General features: G+C 60.7%; 11 protein-coding genes and 4 pseudogenes. 1 reads left to right on the top strand and 14 read right to left on the bottom strand.

Going from position 1 to position 17,747, the window contains the following annotated elements; all coding sequences use genetic code 11:
- Window positions 1–69: 69 nt before the first annotated feature.
- The 11 genes and pseudogenes from WT26_RS39165 to sapR form a co-directional block, all read right to left on the bottom strand.
- Window positions 70–1,006, bottom strand: a pseudogene (locus WT26_RS39165) (DUF4158 domain-containing protein); the annotation flags it as partial.
- A pseudogene (locus WT26_RS39160) lies at window positions 1,003–1,436 on the bottom strand (site-specific integrase); the annotation flags it as partial. The pseudogenes WT26_RS39160 and WT26_RS39165, both read right to left, overlap by 4 nt.
- 627 nt (window positions 1,437–2,063) lie before the next feature.
- Entirely contained in the window at window positions 2,064–3,347 is a 1,284-nt protein-coding gene (locus WT26_RS26080) for a D-amino acid dehydrogenase (RefSeq protein ID WP_069271131.1), read from the bottom strand.
- 145 nt (window positions 3,348–3,492) lie between these two features.
- Window positions 3,493–4,644 carry a porin gene (locus tag WT26_RS26075; RefSeq protein ID WP_069271130.1) on the bottom strand — a complete coding sequence of 384 codons (1,152 nt, stop codon included), beginning with the start codon at window positions 4,642–4,644 and terminating at the stop codon, window positions 3,493–3,495.
- 207 nt (window positions 4,645–4,851) lie between these two features.
- The gene (locus WT26_RS26070; protein WP_059955102.1) at window positions 4,852–5,637 is read right to left on the bottom strand and encodes an ABC transporter ATP-binding protein; all 786 of its coding nucleotides are present in this window, start codon (window positions 5,635–5,637) and stop codon (window positions 4,852–4,854) included.
- Entirely contained in the window at window positions 5,634–6,530 is an 897-nt protein-coding gene (locus WT26_RS26065; protein ID WP_059949644.1) for an ABC transporter ATP-binding protein, read from the bottom strand. The genes WT26_RS26070 and WT26_RS26065 overlap by 4 nt, the downstream gene beginning before the upstream one ends.
- Before the next feature lies 1 nt (window position 6,531).
- Window positions 6,532–7,446 (bottom strand): ABC transporter permease, encoded by a 915-nt coding sequence (locus WT26_RS26060; protein ID WP_059803924.1) that lies wholly within the window; start codon window positions 7,444–7,446, stop codon window positions 6,532–6,534.
- Between the two features lie 49 nt (window positions 7,447–7,495).
- Window positions 7,496–8,512: pseudogene (locus tag WT26_RS26055) on the bottom strand (ABC transporter permease); the annotation flags it as partial.
- 117 nt (window positions 8,513–8,629) lie between these two features.
- Window positions 8,630–10,231 carry an ABC transporter substrate-binding protein gene (locus WT26_RS26050; RefSeq protein WP_069271129.1) on the bottom strand — a complete coding sequence of 534 codons (1,602 nt, stop codon included), beginning with the start codon at window positions 10,229–10,231 and terminating at the stop codon, window positions 8,630–8,632.
- An 81-nt stretch (window positions 10,232–10,312) separates the two neighbouring features.
- Window positions 10,313–10,876, bottom strand: a complete 564-nt coding sequence (gene ddpX, locus WT26_RS26045; RefSeq protein WP_069271128.1) for a D-alanyl-D-alanine dipeptidase — start codon at window positions 10,874–10,876, stop codon at window positions 10,313–10,315.
- Window positions 10,877–10,900: 24 nt separating this feature from the next.
- Entirely contained in the window at window positions 10,901–11,752 is an 852-nt protein-coding gene (sapR, locus tag WT26_RS26040; protein WP_045565153.1) for a sap1 transcriptional regulator SapR, read from the bottom strand.
- 861 nt (window positions 11,753–12,613) lie between these two features.
- Between sapR and WT26_RS26035 the strand changes: the two are divergent.
- A pseudogene (locus WT26_RS26035) lies at window positions 12,614–12,844 on the top strand (VOC family protein); the annotation flags it as partial.
- Between the two features lie 96 nt (window positions 12,845–12,940).
- Here WT26_RS26035 and WT26_RS26030 read toward each other — a convergent pair.
- The 3 genes from WT26_RS26030 to WT26_RS26020 form a co-directional block, all read right to left on the bottom strand.
- Window positions 12,941–14,950, bottom strand: a complete 2,010-nt coding sequence (locus WT26_RS26030) for an SMI1/KNR4 family protein (protein ID WP_196222201.1) — start codon at window positions 14,948–14,950, stop codon at window positions 12,941–12,943.
- A 105-nt stretch (window positions 14,951–15,055) separates the two neighbouring features.
- A complete protein-coding gene (locus WT26_RS26025) occupies window positions 15,056–16,111 on the bottom strand; it encodes a NucA/NucB deoxyribonuclease domain-containing protein (protein WP_069271127.1) in 1,056 nt (351 codons plus the stop codon).
- Between the two features lie 230 nt (window positions 16,112–16,341).
- Window positions 16,342–17,742: an MFS transporter gene (locus WT26_RS26020; RefSeq protein ID WP_059522431.1), complete on the bottom strand. Its 1,401-nt coding sequence runs from the start codon at window positions 17,740–17,742 to the stop codon at window positions 16,342–16,344.
- Window positions 17,743–17,747: the final 5 nt, after the last annotated feature.

Raw genomic sequence — 17,747 nt, 5'->3', positions numbered from 1 at the left:
TTCGCGGAAGCGGCCGATGAAATTCGGCACTTGAACCGCTCGGCGTAGCGATTGCGTCGGAGGGACCGCCGACAGCGTCGCTGCAGGGTCGCCGAGCGCTTCGCGGATTTTCGGCAAGCGCTGCCGCTCGGGAACGTCTTCATCCTGCGGAATCTGCAACACGTCCCTGAACTGTCCGACGAGACCTTCCTGCACGTCGGCATGTTCAAGCTGGTATTTTTGCAGCCGGACCTGCGCATACGACTCGAACTTGCGCATCACCTTGATGAAGATCTCGGCGACATCGTCGGGCGCCTTCTGCAGCTGCGCCTGGATGAACAGCACCGCGAGCGCATGACGCTTCGCGGTCTTGAGCGATCGCAGTTCCGCAACGTCGAGCGCCCGCGCTTCGGTGACCAGTTGGGTCCGCTTGCAAACGGACAGGATCGCGGGCGGCACCGGCGAGCCTTCGGCCAGTTTCCTGATCTCGTCGATATGCTTGAGAAAGCTGGCGATCGCTCCATAGATTGCCTCGTTGCCATCGTTGCGCGCGCGCACGGCGAGGCGCTGCAGCGTCGCCAGCGGCGGCAGTTCGTACCGGCGCCGAATCAGTTCCTCGATAAGCACGTTGAAGATGTCGGGCAGTTCGGTCTTGGTTCCGGCTTCAGCCGCCGCAAGCTCGCTCAACCACGTCGTTCCGGCGGCATCGAACGCTCTGATGTCGGGCCAGCTACGCAGCAGCTTCTGGTGACGGATACGGGTGCCTGATACGTCGTATCGCGCGACCGATTTCCGGGGCAAGGTGCGGGCCCGCATCGCGGTCCGGATGTGATCGATGATGACGGGGGGCACGTCCACGAGCATCGGAAAGTAACCGAGGCGTTGCAGCAGCTTGAGTTGCACCATGATCAACACGGCGGTAGCTTCCTGCCGGGATTGCCGGCGCACGAAGCGGATTTCCGCGACGCTCGGCGGTGCCTGGATCTGCAGGCAGCACCGGGTAGATGGTCTCGTGGACGGTGCTCATGCCGGCGTGCGTCGCGCAAAGATCCGCTCGATCTGCCAGGCGCGCATAACTTCGTCGTCGTCCAGGTAGATCGACGTAGTCGTGATCGACGCGTGACGCAGGTTGTCCCGCACGCTCGTCAGCGTCGCGCGCCGTCGGCGGCCGTCCGGAAGAACCGGCGCAGAACCTCGCTCAAGCGCTGTGTGGTAATGCCGCCGGGTTCGTCGAGATGACCGAGCAGCGGCGTATCCGGTGTCCAGCTCGCCGGACTTACGGGCAGACCGCGCTGCATCAGGTACTGGTCCAGTGCGAAACGCGCGAGCGGCGGCAGCACCACCTTGCCCGCTTTCGCGCCCTTGCCAGTAAGGTGAAGCCCCCGCTCACCGCGCGCACCGGTCTCGATACCGCCCAGCGTGACGCCAACGAGTTCGCCCGCGCGCAGACCGGCCGCATCAGCGCGGGAAGATAGCCAGACATCGACCGGATCGCTCACCTGCGGCTCTGGCAGAGGTCAAGAAGAAAGGAGATCCATCGCCCGGTTGGCGGCCAGGCGGCAGCGGGTACGGTCGCCGGCCGCACACTGGAGCAGGCGGGCGAGATCGGCCCGGTGCCGGCTGAGGGCAAAACCGGCGAGCTGCCGGCGAATCCGGCCGATCACGCCACGCGCCGACTAGCCGACCCCGAGCGCCTGTGGGCAGTAGCGCTCGACAGCATCGCGCGACCCGACCACCCGCGTACCATACGCGCAGCGCGGACAGGGACGCAGGGTCGGGAAACGGTAGCGACGGCGAAACGTTCGGCATCCCGGGATTATAGGTATCAGGGTAACAACGGCGTGACGGCCAAGTGTGACGCGTTTCGCGAAACGGCAGTTTCGTTCAGAAATGCATCCATATCGCTAATACAAGTTATCGATGGGACAACGTCTTCAATACATTCAGTGCCGTGCCGCGGCGGCTGGTCGACTTTCATGCAACTAAAGCCCTTCGGCTAAAATTCGACCGTACTTGCTCGAGCGATGAAAACTTCACTTCTCGGCGAAACCGTCGGCTTTGAGAGAAGTCTTGATGCAGTGGCGTCAACCGGTGGCGAAAGCGGCCCTATCGACCGATCCAATATAACGATGGACCGATAGATCGTCTGCCTGAATCGCAGGCTCCCTGCCGGACATCAGGTCGGCTAACAATTGGCCGGCGCCGCATGACATGGTCCAGCCGAGCGTACCGTGGCCCGTATTCAGGAACAGATTCGGCAATGGCGTACGACCAACTATCGGCGTGCCGTCGGGCGTCATCGGTCGAAGTCCGGTCCAGAACGTCGCCTTCGACGTGTCGCCGCCATGCGGGAACAGGTCGTTTACGCACATTTCGAGCGTCTCACGGCGTGCCGGCTTCAACGTTGAGTCATACCCGACGATCTCCGCCATGCCGCCGACACGAATTCGGTCATCGAAGCGAGTTATCGCAATCTTGTAGGTTTCGTCGAGCACAGTCGACACTGGAGCAGCATCCCCGTTCTCGATCGGCACAGTGATCGAATAACCCTTGAGCGGATAGACCGGAATCCTAAACAGACTGCCGAGCAACTTCGTCGAATGGGACCCAAGTGCGACCACATACGCGTCTGCCTGTACAAACTCGTGACCACAATGCACGCCAACGATCCGGTTGTCTCGTATAGAAAGCGCGTCGATAGGTGTGTCATAGCGAAACTCGACGCCGATATCTTCTGCCATGGCGGCAAGACGTGTCGTGAACATATGGCAGTCGCCAGTCTCGTCGTTCGGCAAGCGTAGGCCGCCCGTCAGCTTGTGCGATACCGCTGCGAGTGCTGGTTCGGCCTTGAACAGATCGGCAGGCGTGAGTAACTCGAATGGCACGCTCTCGTCCCGCAGCACGGCGATGTCTTTCGCTGCGCCATCGAGTTGCTGCTGTGTGCGGAACACTTGTAGTGTGCCGCCCGTACGTCCCTCGTACTGTATACCCGTCTCGGCACGTAGAGATTGAAGGCATTCGCGACTGTATTCGGCAAGACGGACCATGCGGCCTTTGTTCACCGCGTAACGCGCCTTCGAGCAGTTTTGCAGCATCTGCCACATCCATTGCAACTGGAACGCACTGCCGTCGAGGCGGATCGCTAATGGCGCGTGCTTCTGGAACATCCACTTGATAGCCTTAAGTGGAACGCCCGGCGCTGCCCACGGGGAAGCGTATCCGGGCGAGATTTGGCCGGCATTGGCAAAACTCGTTTCGAGGGCGGGGCCTTGCGCCCGATCGATAACAGTGACCTCGTGCCCCGCGCGGGCCAAGTAGTACGCGTTGGTAACGCCAACGACGCCGCTTCCGAGAATGGCGACTCGCATAACTGGCTCCATGAAAACTCGAGATGGTTTCTGACCCATGCGTCTTCTACGTTCAAACGAAGATCACACGGTCAGTGGATATGCCGGCACATTAGCCGGCGAAAGGAAACCGGCCAGAATGCTCCGGCCGGCAAGGCTTGCTGCTTTAGAACTTGTGGCGAATGCCCAGCGCAACATACTCTTGCGATGCGCCGTTCGCGCCTGCAAAACCGTACGACCCAATGGAAGCCTGCGCTTGATTGCCAGCAGGGTCTTGTTGACCCGACGCATGTTGCCACGCACCAACAAGATAGAAGTCCGTTCGCTTCGATACGTTATAGTCCGCGCCCAAACTGACCTGATTGTATTTCGCCGAAGAATTGCCGGAGCTCTTCGTATAGCTATACCCGATCCCCGTCAGGAAGGCAGGAGTCACTTGATATGTGGCGAATGCGTTGCCAGTGTTGTACTTCTGGGTTTGGCCAAACGACGAGTGCGAATCGGCTGTGTACTGGGCGTTACTGTACGAGGCGCCAAGATTGAACGAACCGACGGTGTACTGTCCGGCTACACGTGCGATCTTCACCGACGCGGCGGAATCGTAGCTCGCATTGATCGGCCCGTTGAATATCGAATCACTCGTCGTGTTCGTGCCACCGTTGAATTTACGAACAACCGTAACGTTGCCGCCGTTATAGTATTGGTAGCTTGCGGCCAGAGCCACCGGACCGTTCGTATAGGCCAGCGCCGCACCCCAGGCACGACGATCACCAATCGAGCCGGCCTGATTGCCGAAAGCGTACATCGCCTCCGCCTGGAACCCTGCGAACACGGGGCTGATGTATTTCAGCGAATTGCTTACCCGCACACTGTTGTCGTAATTGTCGACGTCTCCAGGCGTGGCAAACACCGAACCGAAGTAGTTGTCGCCTGTGATGCCTTGGACCAGGTCAGTGTCCGGCACGAATTGTCGACCGGCCTTGACTGTACCGAACCTGTCGTCGGACAAGCCAATATATGCCTGGCGACCAAATTCGGCGCCACCCTGGCCCAGTTTTCCGGTGTTCGGGTCGAAGCCATTTTCCAACTGAAAGACCGCCTTCAGGCCGCCGCCGAGATCCTCGGCACCTTTCAGCCCCCAACGCGAACCCTGGAGGTTGCCGTTGACCATCGCCACCGTGTTCTTGCCGCCGTCGTTGTGTAAGTACGTAATGCTGTTATCAATCAAACCATAGAGAGTGACAGAGCTCTGAGCGTGCGCCGCTGAGGTAGCAGCAAGCATGCCGAGCGAGATAGCTGATAGCGCCATTCGTTTCATTAAAGTTTCTCCAAACTCATCGTAAAAAATTAGCTGTTCTTATTTCGCTATACTTACGCATTACATGGAACAACCCCTTCATGTTTTGACTGTCAAAAACATCGGAAAAACAAATTTCGGCATCTATATATAATTTCGCATTACTAATTCATATGCCAAAAAAAATTCCCCCGCCGTCTGCAAGCGGGGCGAAATTAACCAGCGGCACTAGCTTGCAGACTGCATATACGGGTCTTGTACGACCGATTTTCGTGTATAGCCTTCGGTTGCAAGCATCAGACGACGCGTGTATTCGTGCTCTACACGATGCTGCCGGATATCATCAACGCTCACTCGTTCGACGATCTCTCCGTTACGCATTACCGCCACTCGCTGACATAGAAAACCCACAACAGCGAGATTGTGGCTGACCAGGATCATTGTTAAGTGGCGTTCCCGATGCAGTCTCTTCAGCAGGTTGAGAATCTCGGCCTGCACCGAGACGTCCAGTGCAGAGGTCGGCTCGTCAAGCAGCAGGACGTTTGGCTCAACGATCAGTGCACGAGCAATCGCGACTCGTTGCCGCTGTCCGCCTGACAGCTGGTGTGGGTAACGAAAGCGAAACGCCGGGTTGAGGCCGACCTCCCGAAGGGCGTTGACGATGCGTTCGTCCTGTCGGTCTAAGCGATTAATCGCCAACGGCTCACGCAAGGTTTGATCAACCGTGAAGCGCGGATGCAGCGAGCCGTAAGGATCTTGAAACACCATCTGTACCTGCCGCCTAAAGGTACGGTCAATCCTGTCCGTCAGCGCATGAGAACCAATGCGCAAGCTCCCTTCGGCAATGGGCGTGAGCCCGCTCAGCGCTCGCAGGATCGTTGACTTCCCGGAGCCGGACTCGCCGACGAGACCGAATATCTCTCCCTCGTCGACATGAAAGCTCGCCTGGCGAACTGCGTCGAAATAGCCGGTGTCGGTTTTGAACCTGATCCGGACATCCTTGCCATCAATCATTGCATTGCCTCCGAAAGCCAAGCCGGGTCACGCTTGAGGGTCGGCAGCTCGTCAGGTGGATTATCGAGCGGCGGATTGGCCGCGAGTAGTCCCCGCGTATAAGGATGCCGCGCGTGGACTAAGTCGCGGGCCGCGCACTCCTCGACCACCCGTCCGGCGTACATGACAACGACGCGGTCGCAGAAAGACATCACGAGCGGCAAATCATGGCTAATGAAGATAAGGCCGGTGTCGTGCCGGGCTATCATTTCATCGAGGATGCTCAGCACCTGAATCGACACGAGGACGTCGAGAGCGCTGGTCGGCTCGTCAGCGACCAACAGCCGCGGTCCGCACGAAACCATCATTGCAATCATGACGCGCTGGCCCATGCCACCGGACAGTTCGTGCGGATACGAATCAGCGACGCGAGCGGGGTCCCGGATGTGCACCGCCGCCAAAGCGTCGACGATCTTCTCGCGCATTGCGCGGCGCCCGAGCGTCGGATAGTGCATTACGAAAGCCTCGCGCATTTGCTGAGCGACGGTCATCACCGGGTTCAGGGAGTATTTCGGGTCTTGCAGGATCATCCCCATATGTTGACCGCACAGGCGCCGATGCCCATGCGGTGGCATCGCGAGCAGATCCTCGCCGTCGAATTTCATGGTCTGAGCAGACCACTTCGCGCTGGGTGGCAAGAGCCCCATCAGCGCCCGGCCTGTCATGGATTTTCCTGACCCGGATTCGCCCACAATGCCGAGTCGCTCCCCTTTCTGAAGCTTCAGCGTCATGCCGCGCACGGCCTCTGCTATGCGACCGTCGGCACCGCGAAATCCCACGCGTAAGCCATCGATTTCACAAAGCGGCTCGGGCGATCGCTGAGACGCCAAATGCACATTCGCTACTGGTTTCATTTCACGCTCCATGTCGCGGATCAAGGACGTCGCGCAGACCATCACCAAGCAGGTTGAAAGCAAGACTCACCAGCAGGATGGCAAAGCCCGGAATGGTGGCCACCCACCACGCGTCAAGCAGGACATTACGACCTGACGCCACCATAAAGCCCCATTCCGGGCTCGGCGGTTGCGCACCGAGGCCAAGGAACCCAAGACCGGCGACCGTAAGAATGATCCCGGCCATGTCCAGCGTGGCACGCACAATGACCGATGACGAACATAGGGGCACGATGTAACGCAGGAGAAGGCGCAGAGACGATGCACCTTGTAGCCGCGCGCTATGAATGAAGTCCGCCTGCACCAGTTTCAGCGTTTCCGCGCGCGCGAGCCGAGCGTAAGGCGGCCACGCAGTAATGGATATCGCGATTACCGCATTGATTACGCCAGGACCCATCGCGGCCGCGAAAGCCAACGCCAGGACGATTTTTGGAAACGACAACGCTACATCGGTAATCCGCATCAGAACGGTGTCAACAGCGCCTCCGCAAAAGCCTGCGGTCGTACCGATCAACAGTCCGACGGGCACGACCAGTATGACGGTAAGAATCGCTATGCTCAGCGTCAGTCGGGAACCGTAGATAAGTCTGGAAAGAATGTCGCGGCCGAGCTGGTCAGTCCCAAGCCAATGCGATGGCGAGCCAGGCGGCAGGAGGCGATCAGACAATATCTGACGCAGAGGATCATGCGGCGCCATCATTGGGCCGACGATCGCAAGCACAATGAGCAGCGACAGAACGACAAACCCGAAAACGCTCAGCGGATTACTACAGAAGCGTTTCCACCGGCGGTAAGCGAGTCCCAACGCCGCTTGTCGGCGCGACGCTGGAGTGTCGCTCAGAAGCCAACTCTTCCAATGATGTGATGTAGTGCTCATCGTATGGTCCTGTGTCTTTGAGTGTAGGGGCTGTAGCACGGAACGATCCTTATGCGCGTTGTCGTGCGCGCGGATCGAAGACCCGGTACAAGGCGTCGGTAAGCAGGTTCAAACCGATGAAGGTTGCGCCAATCACAAGCGTGCTGCCAAGCACGGCATTCATGTCTGCACTAAGCAATGCATTGGTGAGATAGGAGCCGATGCCAGGCCATGCAAAGACGATTTCAGTCAGCACCGAACCTTCCAGTAAATAGCTGTAACTGAGTGCGATCACTGTCAGGAGCGGGACCGCTATGTTGCCGAATGCATGGCGCCAGATAACCCGCCGCTCCGGCAGTCCTTTCGCGCGGGCAGTGGTGATGTATTCCTGATTTAGCTGGTCCAGCACAAATGAGCGTGTCATGCGACTCAGGTAGGCGACTGAGTAGTACCCCAGGATCATCGCCGGAAGGATGATGTGCGACAGAGCGTTAAAGAACACCTCCCACTCGCCTGCCAAGACTGAGTCAATCAACAGACTACCCGTCTTGGCGTCAACCATGCCGTCATAGACAGGATCGAGGCGGCCGGACCCTGAGACCCAATGCAGCTTTGCATAGAAAAGGAGCAAGCCCATCAGCCCTAGCCAGAACACCGGCACGGAGTTCCCGATCAAACCGATAAAGCGGGCGACGTGGTCAATCCAGCGATTATGTCGAACCGCGGCAATGACGCCGAGCGGCACCCCGGTCAGTACGCCGATGAGCGTCGCAATCGTGGCCAATTCAACAGTTGCGGGGAACACACGTTTGATGTCCGTCAGTACGGGATTCGAGGTCAATAGCGAGATGCCAAGATCGCCTCGCAGCACATCGTGTGCATACATTGAAAACTGGACAACGAGAGGCCTGTCGAGCCCTAGCGCGATTCGCTCCGCCGCGTAAGCCTGAGCTGATGCCCGATCACCGAGCACTGCCAACACCGGGTCTATCGGGATCTTGCGGCTGATAATAAACGTCACTGCGAGCAGGCCGAGGAACGTGATGAACAGTGTAACGAGCCAACGCACGAGACGTAGTGTCCAGCGTGCCCAGGCATGATCGACGGATAGCAAACGGATCCGGTCGAAGAAGGCTATTGGAGTCGACATGATGGCTTTCCACAAGGATGCGGCGCAGTGGTCGACTGCGCCGACAGGCAATGCTTACTGTTTCTTCAGATCGCGATATGAGACGAGGTCGTTAATTGGGCCCACTTTCAGGCCTGTCACCCCTGGACGCACGGCTACCTGAGCGACCTTCTGGAACATGATCACGAACGGCGAATGAGCAAGAACGTCCTTTTGCATCGCCTGATACATCTGCGCTCGCTTCGTCGTCGATGATTCAGCCAGTGCGGCCTGAGTTTTCGCAGTCAGTTGCGGAATGTTCCATGCGTTACGCCACGCGAGCATCTTGTAGCTAGAGTTGTCGGAATTGTCTGGATTCCACGTAAAGCCCTGTGCATTGCTGTGCGGATCAATATAGTCTGCGGACCACTCCCCGATGTAGATGTCGTGCTGACGGGCCCGATATTTGGCCAACGTCTGCTTGTTGTCACCGGGAACGAGTTCGACCTTGATGCCCGCCTGGGCCAGGTTGGCCTGAATCGCCTGCGCAATCTCGGTGTATGGATAGTCGTTGCGGACGTCCATCTTCACCTTGAAACCATTCGGCAAGCCGGCCTTCGCAAGAAGTGCCTTGGCCTTCGGAACGTCTTTGTGATACGGATTGCTGTTCAATGCGCCAAGGAAACCTTCCGGAATGAAGGCTACATGGATCTTGTATGTAGACTTCACGATGTTCTGCTGGATGCCGCTGTAGTCCACCAACCACTTGATCGCTTCCTGAACCTCGGGTTTCGCGAGATACTGATTCTTCTGGTTCAAACCAAGATACATGAGCGTCGCTTGCGGAACGGCCGTAACGTTCACTTTCCCGGCGTTCGACAGAGAGTTGAGATCGTCCGGACTAAGATCCCGCGCCACATCAACATCGCCATTCTCGAGCAGCAGACGTTGGCTCGACGATTCCGGCACGTGCCGCAACACGATGCGCTTCATTGCCAGCGGAAAGCGATAGCCGTCGAACCGTTGCAGAACGATACTGTCGCTGGCGTTCCATTTGACTAGCCTGTAGGCACCCGACCCAGCTTCATTTGTCTTGAGCCAGCCGTTGCCGAAGTCGTTTCCATTCTGATGGGACATCAGCAACTTCTTGTCCAGTACGGAGGCTGGCCACGAGCCCAACACATTCAGCACGAACGTTGGCGCGTACTTCTGGTCGGTTTGCACCGAGATAGTTGCGTCATCGATTTTTTTGACATGCTGGAGCACGTTTTCTTTGGTCAGTCCGATGCCCTGCAACACGGCTGCGGGCCCCTTGTCGAGCAAAACGGTGCGCTGAATCGACCAAGCCACGTCATCGGCAGTCAACGGATCGCCGGAGTGAAACTTGAGTCCCGGCTTCAACTTGAACGTAAACGTCAATCCGTCCGGGCTGACGGTCCAGGACTGAGCAACGTCGCCATTGAATTTTGACGGGTCATGCAAGTCGACCCGTACGAGGCGATCGTATGTGTTCGCTACATACTCTTCCGGTACAAGTTCGTAAATCTCACCCGGATCAAGTGATGTGAATTCGTCCAACAACGTAGCCATGACGAAGAAATCTTTCGGGGTAGCGGCCTGCGCGCCACGACCAGGCATTGCTGCAAAAACCGATGCCACTGCCGCTGCAGCGAGTGCATTTCGCAACGTGAGTTTCATATGTACTCCCAAATACGATAGTTGATTTGTACGAGAATGACGGTGTGACGAAAAGCGCGAAACAAATTTGAGCAGGCAGAACTACATCAGACGCAAGGAACCACAATTGTCGTTTTCAATCATGGGAAACTGCTGCGAATCAGGGAGTTCGTAGTGCCACCACTCGCTATCAATATGGACAAACCCCGCAGCATGCATCAGCCCTAGCAGCAAGAGTCGGTTGCGCTGCACGTGAGGCGGATGGTCGTTATAAAAATGGCTCGACGCCGCAGTCATCGCGTCGAAACGAGTACCCATGTCAAGCTCCTCACCGTTAGCATCGACCAGCGTCAAATCGATCGCCGTCCCCCGGCTGTGATTTGACCCGAGTCCGAGATCGGCGACGTAGGTGGGGTCCGGGAGGAATTCCCATAACGCTCGTTGAACCTCGGGTGGGCGGTACGCATCGAAGATCTTCAAATTCACGCCGGCACTGACTGCTAAAGCGATCGCCTTGCGCAAGCAGGTTTCAGCTGGTTCCAGCAAAAGACAGCGTGCGGCCCGATAAATCGGCTTGCCGGTAAGGTTCCGCTCGCTTGCGTACACAAGATCGATCTCGACGCCGTGGCTGGCTCGGGTTACTTCGATAAGGCGATGCTGTGGCATCAATGAAATTTGAAAAAATGGATGTTAAAGATCGAACTGGTCAAGTTCCCGCTGCAATTCCTTGTTGCGGGCAACACGTTCGTCGATGCCAGGACCCAGCCGTTCAACAGTGGCTGTAATGAGGGAGTTGAACAGGCAGGTCAACGGCGCAAGCGAGTCCCAAAATTGACCAACATCAGTCTTGACCTGAAGAACGTCACACGGGAATTCGCGCGCCCAAGGGCAATAGACGTCCGTGACCAAGGCGTACTGCAAACCACGTCGCGACGCAGCTGCGCAAAGTTGACGAGCGACACGCGAATAAGCCCGTGTGTCGGTGATGATGAGGTACGGAGACTCGAATTCCGAGTTAAGCGCGTCAACGTATGATCCAGACATCCCGTCGGAATAGAAGACACGTGGACGGATATATTCGAGGTAGCTGTGAAACGCGTTACTGATGCCCCGAGTTGATTGAATTCCAAGGATGTACACTGCGTCCGCGGTGGCGATGTGGTCGGCAACCCGTGCGAAAGCGGGTGACTGGGCCAGTTCATACGCATGCCGGATAGCCCCCAGTTCGAGTTCGAGCGAGCGCGGCGACGTGTCTGCACGTCCCGCCATCCGACGATACTCGTCAAGCCGGTCCGTGATCATCCAAGGACGTTCTTCGGAGCCTCGTAACTCCAGTTTGAGGTCGTCCAGATTGCGATAGCCAACGCTACGCAAAAATCGCCCGACAGAAATGCCGCTGGTGCCGGTCTGCTGGGCAATTTGGTCGGCTGTTTCCAACCCGAGGCGGTCGAGATTCGCCAGCATATAGCTGGCAATCCGCTTGCTGGTCGGTGTCAGTTCAGCAAAGCGCGATTCAACGGTGTGGGCGAAGGTTAGCGACATGGAGCACCATCTCTGTTACTTTGTTGTCAAACGATCCACTCATGACACCGATATAACAGCGACAAATTTACCTACGCAAAGTAACAATATCTATTGTTTTCCGTAGTCAATAGAGCGCGCCTACTGCGTCGCGACTTTCCCGGGCTCGCCTTCGCGCCTACATTTGGGCCTGCTTGCTGACGGACGTGATCGCCAGCGGCGCCGACAGGCCTTCCGTGAGGTTTGCTGATCTCGTTAGATCGCGTTGTATCAGGTACTGCTCCAGCGCGACCGTGCGAGCGACGGCCGCAGTACCTTGCCAACCTTCGCGCCCTTGCCGTCGAGATGCAGCTGACGCTCGCCGCGTGCACCGATTTCGATACCCGCTGAGCGTGACGCCGACCTAGCTCGCCCGCGCTCAGGCCGCTCGTGTAACCGGAGTCGAGCACAAAGCGCAGGCGCTACAGGGTGGTCACCATCCGGCCGTGCGACCATTCGAGCCCGTCAGCAGTCGTCCGGATTAGTTCCCATTCGCCAACCGCAAATGGGCGCAGGATGTCCAGTCCCCCATTGAGCCGCGCTCACTTTGAGTGCCGGCGAATGAATTCGCGAGGACCTACTGCTGCTCGATCGACCAGCGGAACGTCGCGCCGAGGACAGATAGCGCATAGGCGATCGAATCGACCGACAGCGCCCCCGGAGAAGGGACGCCACTCGGACGACGATCTCGGCCGCCCGGGCGAGCATATCAATCGGCTCGGGAACGACCTGCTTGAACTTCAGCGTGCCGTGCCGCCGCTCGATCCGACCATCGATTTCGCTTTCAAATCAGAAGCGTAGGTCGAGATGCGGCGGATTTTTCGCTTTTCCCGGCCGACCTTCTCCTTGTGCCCGTACCAGACCGACGAGAAGCCCGCGCATCTTCACCTGGCGTTCGTGGCCGAGAATCGCCGGCAAGCTGAAGCTTTCCATCGCGCGGCGCTGGAGGCGGGCGGCAAGGACAACAGTGCACCTGGCCTGCGCCCGCACTACCACGCGAACTACTACGCAGCGTTCGTCATCGGTCCGGACGGGCACAACATCGAAGTGGTTTGCCACGCACCCGAGGCCTGATCCTTCCATCGAGCCCCGCCAACCGAACCGGATTTCGTCGAGAAATCGCCCCGACGAAACGCCGGCTTCCATTTTTTCGCAGCCCCCAGCCGCACGTCAGCCCGGCACCCCACGCGCCAACCATTCCCCCACACCCTCCGCCACGAGCTCGCGCTCGGGACTGTCGTGCCACACCCTGATCACCTGCCCGATCCTCCCACCCTCGTCCGGGTCGAGATCGACGCACAGATGATCGCCGCTGCCGTTGTGCGTGAGCGGAATCCATTTCAGGTTGTACCAGTCGCCGCGAATGCCCGGCTCAGGCTCGCCCTCGCAGTCCGCCAGATCGCCGCTCACGACCAGATCGCGCCAGATGGACCACTGCGCGAGGATCTGCCGCGCGGACAGCAGCGTCTCGCCGGCAAACGGCTCGGTGCGCCCGGCTTCCTGTCCGTCGTGCAACCGCAGGCTCGCGCGCCACGCCTCCGGCAACGCGACGCCCAGCCCCGCCTCGAGCGCGCGCAGATCGTCGTCGCTCGCCGGCCCGCGGAACGGCTCCGGCGCATCGGCCGGCAGCGTGCGCCGCCATGCGTCGAGACGCGCCCAGGCCGCCGCGATCGTGTCGCCCGGCGATGACGCGACGGCCGCGCTCGTCGCATCCTTGCGTGATGAATCAGGGGTTGCCGCATGCGATACATCCACCGCCGGAGATTGAGCCGCTTGCGCAGCGTCCCCCACAGCGCGCATCGGCCTGTGCGACTGGTCGAGCCGCATGAACAATACCGGCGAGCCCGCTGCCAGCGGCGTCGCCCCCGACTCGATCGCGACGAGCGCATCGGCTCCGGCGAGCGCGCCGAGCGCATCGGCCCGTTCGCCCGCGAGCGGCGTCACGACCGGTTCGCCCGCCGCACCCGCCGCGAGCGTCGCCCAGCGCAGGTCATGCCGCGCCGGATCGCGCGACGTCGGCGCGCCGAGTACGCCCGTCTCCCAGTACGGTCCCGGCATGTCGGCAAATTCCAGCAGATCGATCAGCCGTCGCAGGATCGTGTGCGCGAGGATCGCGACGTCGCCGGGATAGCCCGGCAGGTTGACGAGCGTCGCCTGGTCGAAATAGGTGACGACGCGCGACCCGCGCGGCCGGCCCGCCGCATCGGTCAACTCGAACGTCCGGCGCTGCGCCGGCGAACGATCCTCGCTGCGGCCGAAATTGAAGCGCGCGCCACGCACCTGCGGCAGCGTCACGCGCGCCTCGCTGACCGGAAACACCGGCAACCGGTTCAGCGCGGCATCCTGGTGCGGATCGTCCGCCAGCACCCCGGTGCCGACCAGCAGGTCGTAGCGCTGCGCAAGCGCAGCAAGCTGGCGGCGAAACGCCAGCTCGGCATCGCGGGACGCCAGCGGCGGCAAGGTCATGTCGGGCGGCGCGACATATTCGAGCGACGCGTCGTAGCCCCACTGCTTCAGGAGCGCGCACAGATAGGGGCCGTTCGCGTCGGGACGCTGCCACGGCTGCCGCTCGCAGGCAGACGGCACGAGGTCGTAGCTCGCGACGACCACGCACACGCGCGGCCGCCGGCTGACCTCGACCGTACGCACGCCGGCGGCGATCAGCAGCGCCTGCTGTTCCGCGCCGATGCGCTGTCCCTTGTCGAGCAGCAGCGCATCACATGCGTAATCCGCGCCACGCGCGATCACGCCCTCTCCCTCGACCGGCGGCGCGTCAAGGTCGAGGCGCGCATGCTGCTGCCCGTCGGGCGCGCGATTGCGCGAGCGCGGCACCACGGTGTCCGCATGCGCCGGCAACGGCGCGAGCGCCGGCAGCCATTCGGCATCGCCCGCCGACAGCGCACGCGCCGCCGGATCGCCGCCGCGATGAATCAGGATCGGATAGTGCCGGCGCACGTTCAGCGTCGCCGGCCGCGCGGGCGATGCGTGTGCGGCGTCGATCGCGCGCAGCGCATAGCCTTCGATCGCCGCGAGCGCAAGCCGCGGCAGCGCCTCGGGCGCGGTCACGGCCTGCGCGAGCACGCGTCCGCACGCGTGCTCGACCGGCACGGTCTCGACGCGCATGCCGCCCGGCACGGCGTCGGCGCAACGGCGATAGGCGTCGGCCAGCCATGCCGGCATCGGTAAAAGCTCGTTCGTCATCATCATGTCAATACACTACGGGCGCGCGCATCATCGGCAAGCAGCCCGATGATGCGTGCGTTCGATCAGCTGCAGCGTGGCGAATCAGCGCCGCTTCGACGTGGGAACGGCACCGCCCGGTTCGACGTCGACGTAGAACTCGTCGCCGTCGAGCACGCGCTGCGCGCTGAAGAAATTGCCGAGCAACGCGCCGGCGCGACGATTGTCGCTGGCGTCGATGCGCTTGACCGAGAACCTGCCGCCCGCCGCGCCCTGGTTGGTTGCCGCGAACGGATACTCGTCGCAATCGCAATCGCTCGGCGTTTCGTCGGAATCGCCGGTGAACGTGCATTGTCCGGTGACCCGGCCGTACTGCGCAATGCACTGCTGCCTGGACGCATCGCGATTGCTGGCGCGCAGCGCTGCGTCGCGGGTGCGCGTCAGCGCACGCGAGTCCGACCCCGGCAGGATCGTGCCGTCGTCACGCGGCACGAAGTTGCCCGGCAACCCCTGCGCCTGCGCCTCCTTGATATGCTTCGCGGATTCGTCGACATCCGGGTTGTTGGTCTTGACCGAGCGCATCACCGCCGGCGCCTTCCAGTAGATGCATCCTTGCGTGCCGCTTTTCGCGACGCCGACGTCGCAGCGCAACTCGGGCACGTAGCTCATGCCCGAATGCGTGGTCAGGCTCGAACCGTTCTCGAACGAGTCGCCGGTCTTCACGATCCGGTACTCGACATACGGGCGCACATACAGCGGATTGCCCCCGCTCATGTTCGGCGTGATGGTGACGATCGTTTCGCCGGACAGGCCGCCCGGCACGAGACCTACGCCGGCGCTCGGCGACACGGTGCACTGCGACCCGCATTCGATGACCGGCTTGATCTGCAATCCGCCGCCATTGCCGGACAGGGTCGTCGTGCGGAACCGGAACCGGACCTGCCACGACAGTTGGTTGAGCGGGTTATCCGAATAGGTGTAGGCGTCGATGCGGACCCGGCCGGTCTCGCTGTTGTCGTCTCCAATCAGCACCCGCTCGAAGGATTCCGACTTCTGGCAATGCGATCCGCGACTGAGCAGGGAGTTGTCGCTGGTCTCCTGGAATACCGACGTGCAAATGGGCGACACGTCGGGCGCGCCCCCCGCGTGCGCCGAAGACATGAATAACGGCCAGCATGCACTGACGACGATCAAGCCCCGTCGTATGACTCCATTCATTCATCTTCTCCTTTTTCTATTTATCGATTTCCGTTTAAAGGAGAATTGAAATTATCACCCCACTTATTGAAAGCAAACCGTCAACAATGACAGGATTGTAATAATTCCCGATTATTCCCGCATTCGGGAGTCGCACCTGTCAAAGTTTCGCCCCGGCGCGGAATCGTCCGCGCCTACGCCTCGAGCGCCTCCAGCACCTTCCCCTTCGTCTCGATCCCGACGAAGTGCACGGTCACCGCCGCGATCAGCGGCACGATGCCGATCAGGTAGAACGCCGGCGCGAGGTTCCCGCCGATGATCGCGTGCGGCACCACCATCGGCGCGACGAACGACGCGATCTTCAGCCACGCGCTGCCGAGCCCGCAGCCCGACGCGCGGATACTCGTCGGATACTGCTCAGGCGTATAGACGTACGCGGTGATGAACCCCGACGCCATCAACCCGAGCGACAGCGAGCAGAAGATCGAGACGACATACACCGACGACGCGTGATAGAAGCCCGCGAACGCCAGCGACAACGCGCACAGCACGAACGACCATACGATCACCGGCTTGCGGCCGAGCTTGTCGACGAGCAGCGCCGACGCCAGCGACCCGAGCACGCCCATCACCGAGCCGATCACCGCCAGGTTCAGCGCGAGCTGCAGCGGCGCGTGATAGAAGTTCTTGTAGATCGTCGGCAGCCACGTCGACAGCCCGTACTGGATGAACCCGCAGGTCGCCCACAACGTCGCCACCGCGAGCGTGCGCTTGCGATACGCGGCGCTGAACAGGTCGCTCATCCGGCGCTTCGGGTGCTGGCGCACCATCTCGTCGAACGCGGCCACCTGCGTGACCGGCGGCAGTTCGCCGCGCACCGACGCTTCGAACGCGCTCGTCGCCTGCCCGGCTTCCGCGAGCCGCCCGCGCGACGCGAGCCAGCGCGGCGATTCCGGCACGAGGCGCGTCAGCACCAGCGACAGGATCAGCGGCAACCCGCCGACGAAGTACATGATCTCCCAGCCGAAGCGCGGCACGAGCCACGCGCCGAGCGCCATCGACACGAGCAGGCCGATCGGGAACACGATCTCGTACAGCAGCACGAAGCGGCCGCGGCCATGTGCGCGCGTGATCTCGTTGATGTAAGTCGCGGCGACCGGCAGCTCGCCGCCCAGGCCGAGGCCCTGCAGGATCCGCAGCAGCACGAAGATCTCGAACGTCGGCGCGAAGCCGCATGCGATGCTCGTGATGCCGATCACGGCCGAGCTCCACGCGATCGCCTTCACGCGGCCGTGCTTCTCCGCCAGCGCGGGAAACAGGAATGCGCCGATCAGCTGGCCGATCGCGCCGGACGCGATCAGCAGGCCGATCTGCGTCGGCGACAGCCCCCATTTGTGAATCAGCAGCGGCAGCGTCGCCGCGATCGTGATCACGTCGAAGCCGTCGAAGAACGTCGCGGTGCCGATCAGCACGCGGGCGCGGATCTGCATCGCGTTGGCCGGAAGCCGCTCGAGCCGCGCGATGATCGCGCCGGGCGTGGAGGCGGCAGCTTCCATCGTGGCGCGACCGGCCACGACATTGTCGAAAGTGCTCATGCGGG

Origin of the sequence: Burkholderia cepacia (genome assembly GCF_001718835.1) — a bacterium.
In the GTDB taxonomy this organism is placed as follows: Bacteria; Pseudomonadota; Gammaproteobacteria; order Burkholderiales; family Burkholderiaceae; genus Burkholderia; species Burkholderia cepacia_F.
Note: the sequence above shows the minus strand (reverse complement) of the source record. Positions and strands in the feature narration are given on the sequence as shown.